This is a genomic window from Spirosoma migulaei (genome assembly GCF_054776855.1).
The window spans coordinates 200,514-207,855 of sequence record NZ_BAAHBG010000004.1 but is presented as its reverse complement, the minus strand read 5'-3'; the positions used below and the strand labels follow the sequence as shown (position 1 = coordinate 207,855).

Sequence of the window (7,342 nt, the reverse complement as noted above, 5' to 3'; positions counted from 1 at the left end):
TGGATTTTGGGTCGGTCATGCTGTATGGTTCGTATGATTTCTCTAAAAATGGCCTGCCTACAATGACCAAAAAAGACGGCTCAACGTTTATAGGTCAACGTCAGGGCTTGTCTGCAACAGATATCAAAACAATCGGATACATGTATCCGTAACCTGTTGAGCAAAACCAGCCTATTGCGGCTAAAATGATGTAGACTTGCAATGAATTTTTGTAATGATCTATGTTCGTTTTATTGCCTGTTGGATGGTAGGTAAACTAATTGTTTTTGAAATGCTGTTTATGTACATTTGCATTCTTGCTCTACTAGCCCGTAAGTATCTAATTTTCTTTTCAACCGGCCTATAGTAGTTCTTCAGGCCTACGAAACGGTTTCAGCGTAACTACCTGCAAGCACGCCAGACACTCAACAAATTTTATTGGGTTTATTGTAAGCATATCGCTAGCGCAAAGGTTATTGTTCTTATCCAAACTGCCTACCTAAGTAAAAAGCGATCTGTGATACTCCATTGTTTATTATTCACACATGTCAATTCAACTATTGGTCATTGAGGATGTAGCGCAGATACGGGAAAACTTAGCCGAACTGTTAACCGCCAATGGTTATGAAGTAAGGACGGCTGAGGATGGCATACAAGGAATCCATGAGGCTAAAGAATGGCAACCCAATCTGATCGTGTGTGATATTATGATGGCCAATATGGACGGCTACCAGGTTCTGGAAACTATACGAGCCAATCCAGATATCGCTCATATCCCATTTATCTTTTTGACTGCCAAAGCAGATATGATGGATTTGCGGCAAGGAATGGGTTTAGGCGCCGATGATTACCTGACCAAGCCATTTCAGGTAAACGATCTGTTAAATGCGATTGACAGTCGACTCAAAAGGAACCAGCAACAGCAAGTTAATTTGGCTCCCTCTACCAGTCATTTAAAAACCATCCGTGGTCGCGATGATAAAGGGCATATGATCCTATCGACGGAGGAGTGCGCTTACTTCTTCACCCACAAAAGAGGGTATTTTGTGTGGCACCCACTGGGCACCTTTCAACTGGATATGAGTTTGGATACCTTAACGACTAAGCTCGACCGAAAGCAATTTTTTAGGGTTAACCGAAATGTCATTCTGCATCGGAAAAGTGTTCAGAAATATTCCTACTGGGATAAAGGTAAATACTGTTTGTTTGTCAGTATTGGCGGAAAACCTCAGGAGGTCATCTTACCTAAAGCGCGGTTTCGGTCTTTTAAAGAATGGTTGGCTGGTTAGTGTTCGTTCAATTTAGGGTCTATTGATTTTATACGAATTGATCAGAAGCGATAAAATCAGCTGGGCCTACATCGAAAGCGTGCTAGTCCAGTCGACTAGGTTACCCTGGTTAGACATGGAGAAACTTTTAGAATTTTGGTTTGATGCGTCGTTGCAGGGTGTCGCTTTTCTAGAGCCTGTCCGGAATAGCCAGTGCGAAGTAACCGATTTCTGGTATCGGCGAGTCAATACGGCGTTTGCTCACCTGCTTCGACAAACGAAGGAGGAACTGGTTGGTCATATCGTCAGAAAAGTCTATGAGCCAACTCTGGAAAATGATTTCTTTCATCCGCTGGTAGCCGTTCTGCAAACGGGCGAAGCACAACGGCTGCTAAAACAGTATCGGCTGGATGGAGAAACTGTATGGCATGATGTTACCTTAACCCGTCTGGACGATCTGGTGATGGTTAACGTACAGGATGTGAGCGAACAGAAAAAGTCGGAGTACAACTTACAGCGACATCTGGCCATGGAGTCGATTTTGTCGGCCGTTGCAAGTCGGTTTATAACCCTAAAAACCGAAGAGGTTGATGACTATATTGTTGACGCCCTAGGTCAGGTTAGTGAGTATATCGGTGCCGAGCGAGCGTCGGTATTCATCTATTCAAACGACTACCAGGAAGGACGCTGCCTCCACGAGTGGTGTGCTCCGCGCATAGCTTACAGGAAGAGTAAAATTCAGACCAGACCCCGAGAATGTTTTGACTGGATGCGCCCAACGCTGGAAAAAGGGGAGACCATTCGCCTGCAGGTTGATAAGCTTAGTCCAGAGTCAATCCATGAAAAAGCCTTTTTTGAGTTTATTTCGGTTAATTCAATGATTGCTGTACCACTGCTCCAGGAACAGAAAACACAAGGATTTGTTGGATTCTATACAATCAATAAGCCGCAAGCCTGGGATCAAAATGTCGTCTCTTTGTTAGAAACTTTTAGTACGCTGGTTGCTAATGTACTGTATCGCTTAAAACAGGAAGCCGCGATCCAGCGTGCCAATCACCGCCTGGAAGGCTTACATGCCATTGATCAGGCACTGCTTAACCATCGGCTAGCCGATCAATCTCCGCTGTCGATCGCCATGAACTATATGCATTTCATGGTTCCCTGTAACCGGATAACAGTGTCTCAAATTAATAGTGCCACTGGCCAGATTGTAGTTAAGTGCCGGGTATTGGAGGGAAAACTGGATATGAATCCAGAGTTAACCGTGGCATCTCATTCTTTGTATGAGCGGTTCCTCCGAAACCATAAGCCCAATCAACCCATTTATTATCCTGATCTGGAGACAGATTCAACTGGTATACCCGATGAAATAAACCCCTACCTGCGAGGTTCCCGTTCGCTGGTGATCATACCTTTATATCGTCAGGAAGAATGCATTGGCGGTTTTTCTCTATCATCGGTTAATCCGCATTTCTTTACGGAAGAATACCAGCAAATTGCTCAGGAATTGGCCGGTCCTTTAGCCGTTGTTTTGTATCAGCAGCAATTGGATGATCAGCTTAAACACTACACCGAACAACTTGAACAGCGGGTAGAGGAACGTACGGGGGAAATCAGACGCCTGTCGACTTTGCACCAGGCAATTTTAAGACATGCCGGGCAGGCTATTATCTCGACAGACATTCACGGGGTAATCCAGACCGCTAACCAGGCCAGTGAAAATTTGTTAGGCTACCGGGTCGACGAACTGATTGGGCGAATGGCTTACCTTGAACCCGGATCTCCCAGCAATCCACTGCCTACCATTGCGTATCGGTTGGGGGAACAAGCTCTACCCCTTGCTAATATCTTCGCCGATGCGCTGGCCACTCAGGGCTATTTTTATTGCGAATGTGTGGCTATTACTAAAGTCGGGTATCGGGTACCTATCCTGTTAGCCGCCAGTGCCTTACAGGATGGCGATGGGGTTACTATCGGCTATGTGGGAATTTCTACGGATATCTCTGCTCTAAAAACAGCTGAAATACAGCTCCAGCGGAAAAATCAGGAGCTGAATACCTTCTTTGAAGGGGCTCTGGATATGCACTGCATTTCTGATAGTCAGGGGAATATATCGGAGGTTAATCAAGCCTTTCAGGCAACGCTGGGTTACTCGGCAGCCGAGTTGAAATCGACCCCGTTCTTAGACCTGATTCATCCTGATGAGCAGAAGTTTGTCTATAAAAATTTACTGGTAGACATCCTCCAGCAACCGGTTCGCAATCAGATTAACCGGATGCGTAGAAAAGATGGTAACTATCGAGTCATTGAGTGGAATGCCATTGGTATTGATAATGTCGTATATGGGTCTGCCCGTGATAGTACGGAGCGGCAGGAGAACGAAATACAGTTACAAAACCTGAATCAGCGGCTTAAACTGGCTACTCAGGCGGCTGGCCAGGGGATTTGGGAAATTGATATGGAAAATGATCGGGTAATCTGGGATGATCGGGTATGGGAAATTTTTGGCCTTGCCCCTGGACGACCTTACCTAAGTTATCAGGAGTTTGTGAGCAAGATTCATCCCGATGATCGCCCCCCATTTCTGGAACGTCATAATTTTAAATGGCCGGAGGATACAATTTTGAATGTAACCCGCATTGTGCGGCCAGATGGAGTAGTACGTTATGTTAAAGCGAGTGGTAAAGTAATTCGAAATGAACAGGAGAAGCCTATTCGGCGTATTGGTGTGATCTGGGATGTAACCGAACAGGAACGGGCCGAAGCCGCTCTACGGGAAAGTGAACAGCGATTTCGGGAAATTGCTGAAAATGTTGATGAAGTTTTTTGGATTCATTCGGCCAATCCATTCCGACTACTCTATGTTAACCCAGCTTACGAGCGGGTATGGAATACCAGTTTTGAACGCCTGCATGAAAATCCGTACTCATTCATGGATACCGTACTGAAGGAGGATCTGGCAGCTGTTCGTCATCTTGTTGAGCAGTACAAAGCGGGTGAGGAAGGTCAGCTGTATTTTCGTCTAAAAGAGAAGAATAAGTCCGTGCGCTGGCTATTTGTTCGCACCTTTATTATTCGCGATGAAGCAGGTACAGCCATTCGGCAAATTGGTATTATTAATGATGTTACCAGTCAGAAAGAGAAGGAACTGGTTTTACAGCAGGCACTAGCACGGGAACAGGAATTGAATCAACTCAAGTCGCAGTTTGTCTCTACGGCTTCCCATGAGTTTCGAACCCCGCTCACAACAATTCAATCCAGCGTCGATTTAATTCGGTTGTACCTGGATTTGCCGGTAGCTAAGGCCCAGGTTTCTATTCAAAAGCATCTGGCTGTGATCGAAAAAGAGATCGACCAATTTAGCAACTTGCTTACCGATATTCTGACCATTGGTCGAATTGAAGCGGGGAAAATAAGCTTTAGGCCTAAGCAAGTGGATATTGTTTCGGTTTGCAAAGAAATCATTGCTACTCATTTCAATCAGCGGGGCGATAATCGCACTGTTCAGTTTACAGTAGAAGGAATACCCCGTCAGGTTTTTATTGATGCTAAATTGATTAGCCATGTTATGGTTAACTTGTTGTCGAATGCGTTTAAATTTTCCAGAACCAATCCATCATTATGTATCTTATTCAATGATAATAACTTTGTTTTACAAGTAATTGACGAAGGAATTGGCATACCAGCTAAGGATCTTTCAACGTTATTTCAGGCATTCTTCCGGGCCAGTAACACAAACGGTATTCCAGGAACAGGCTTAGGACTGGTTATTGCGCGGCAATTTGTACAATTACATAGTGGTCATTTTAACATTGAAAGCGAAGAGAAAAAAGGGACTACGTGTACTATTGTCCTGCCGATTGAATTAGCCAGTCCAACACTTCCTGGTCTGGTTACTGCTTCTTCCTCACTAAACGAACGTCCTCACAATCAGAACTGAACGCATGGCTACTCAAATCTTACTCATTGAAGACGATGTTCAGATACGGGAAAACATAGAAGAACTACTGATGTTGCAGGGATTTCAGGTAGAAACCGCTACTAATGGTCGGGAAGGGATAAGTCAGGCCATGTTGAAACCACCCGATCTGATCCTTTGTGATATCATGATGCCAGAGGTTGATGGATACCAGGTACTGGAAGTAGTTCGAAATAATCGGTCGATTGCTACGGTGCCGTTTATATTCCTAACGGCTAAGTCGGACCTGGCCGATATGCGCCGGGGAATGGATCTGGGGGCAGATGATTACCTGACAAAACCTTTTACGCTGGAGAACTTACTGCGCACAATTGCAAGTCGTTTGCAGCGGGAAGCCTTGCGGAAAGCGGACTTAACTACCCGGTTAGAAAAATATCGGCACACCTTAGCCTCCGTTACGGCACACGAATATAATACAGCCCTTGCCGGTATCATTGGCTTTTCTTCCTTATTGATTGATGATTTTCAACAATTTAATAGCGAAGAAACAGTATCCATGGTGACGATGATTAAGCTAAGCGGCCTGCGCTTAAAACGATCATTAGATAACATTCAACTAATGGATGTCTTGCAGCAGGTTGATCCATTCCATATTGATTATAATTATTTTTCAACGGGATGTGCAACCATAACAGCAGCCCTTGCTGATACGTACATGCTGGCGGTTGAGCATCGGCAGGACCGGGAGATTGCCTATCAGCTTGACGTGGAAAGCGCTCAGCTCCAGATTTCGGAGGAGAACCTTAAAATATGTTTGGGAGAGTTACTCGATAATGCCGTTAAGTTCTCCGGCTCAACGCAAACCGTTCGGCTGGTGGGCAAACCTGATGGAACAGACTATTGCTTTACCTTCACAAATAAAGGACAACCCTTTAAGGAAGAATATTGCGATCAGATAGCTCCCTACAAACAATTTGATCGAAATAAGTACGAGCAGCAGGGCTTTGGCCTGGGGTTATCCATTGTTAAACGGATTTTAGAATTAAACCACGGTCGATTAACCATTGAAAGCCCATCAGAAGGTGAAACGACCGTATCTATGTGGATACCGCAGGTGATTGACTGACCCTCAACGCCTACCCGCCGGTAGACTAGTGCGTGTTGTGTTGTATACGCCTGGATGGTTGCTAAAGACCATATCCACTCTGTTTCATCAGTTTTTTTATAATAAAACCGGCCAGATATATAGTTACTAACTTATCAACCTTATTTTCAACCTCTGCAGTTCAGCCTGGCTCTTTTAGTGTTTGTAAATTTTCAACAAATAAATTTTTGTGGTTCTTGGCCTTAATAGAGAATTTTCTTTAGCATAATACAGTAACACGTACAAATAATTATCTGGACAAACAGCCAAGGAATTTATATGGCGCTGGCGATGTAGGTGCCTGCCCGACTTTGTTACTTTTTTAATTCATCGTCAATTTTTTTAAGAAGATTTATAGTTGTCTTTTTAGTGAAGATAAAAGTGTTTATAGTCTCTTTTTTATATACAGCATTTGCTAGAAGTAAATTTCTTAATTTTTTTATCCTTAATGCTTTAATCTTTTCTTGTGAAGAAACGAGGTTTAATGAGTCAATAACGACTGGGAAGTAGCTACTCATTTCTGGAATTAATTGTGTCATCGTGTGCGTTTCATCTATTTTACACCATTCTATACAATAAGGTATTGTTGATGTATAATAGGATAAGAATAACATTTTTAACGAATCATTTTTGATTAAATTTGTATGTGCAGTTTGTCTAATTTCCTCATAAGCCATTTGATTTGGCTTGAAAACCAGATAACTGCCTGCGTTGTCAATGTGAAAACTAATACTATCTTTTATATCTGAATCAAGTTTAAAATAAGTCAGTTTATTGATGCTATTTACTAATTTACGGCCATGGTTTATCATAACTGTTAGTTTCAGCGTGTCTTGTATTAAATTTGTTCTTAAAACAGTAAAATGTTTTTTTACTGTTTCATCATCTTTCCTATTTTCTCTCCATTCATCAAAGAAAAAGGAAATTGAAATGCCAATAAAAATAACAAGAATCTCGGAAATATATTTTTCAAGAATAATTTTAAAAGGATGTTTTACTTTTCTTTCTTCCATATTCATAAAATCCGTTTTT

Annotated in this window: 5 protein-coding genes; 4 read left to right on the top strand and 1 reads right to left on the bottom strand. The window is 42.8% G+C overall.

The window, feature by feature from the left end; genetic code table 11:
* The 4 genes from ACYVGO_RS05490 to ACYVGO_RS05475 form a co-directional block, all read left to right on the top strand.
* Window positions 1-152 (top strand): M12 family metallopeptidase (locus ACYVGO_RS05490; RefSeq protein ID WP_460968172.1); only part of this gene is annotated, 152 nt, incomplete at its 5' end.
* Window positions 153-524: 372 nt separating this feature from the next.
* A complete protein-coding gene (locus ACYVGO_RS05485) occupies window positions 525-1,268 on the top strand; it encodes a response regulator (protein ID WP_460968167.1) in 744 nt (247 codons plus the stop codon).
* A 115-nt stretch (window positions 1,269-1,383) separates the two neighbouring features.
* Window positions 1,384-5,187 (top strand): sensor histidine kinase, encoded by a 3,804-nt coding sequence (locus tag ACYVGO_RS05480; RefSeq protein ID WP_460968165.1) that lies wholly within the window; start codon window positions 1,384-1,386, stop codon window positions 5,185-5,187.
* Window positions 5,188-5,191: 4 nt separating this feature from the next.
* Entirely contained in the window at window positions 5,192-6,292 is a 1,101-nt protein-coding gene (locus tag ACYVGO_RS05475; RefSeq protein WP_460968163.1) for a hybrid sensor histidine kinase/response regulator, read from the top strand.
* A gap of 332 nt (window positions 6,293-6,624) precedes the next feature.
* On the opposite strand, the gene ACYVGO_RS05470 is transcribed toward ACYVGO_RS05475, so the two are convergent.
* Window positions 6,625-7,342 (bottom strand): hypothetical protein (locus ACYVGO_RS05470; protein ID WP_460968161.1); only part of this gene is annotated, 718 nt, incomplete at its 5' end.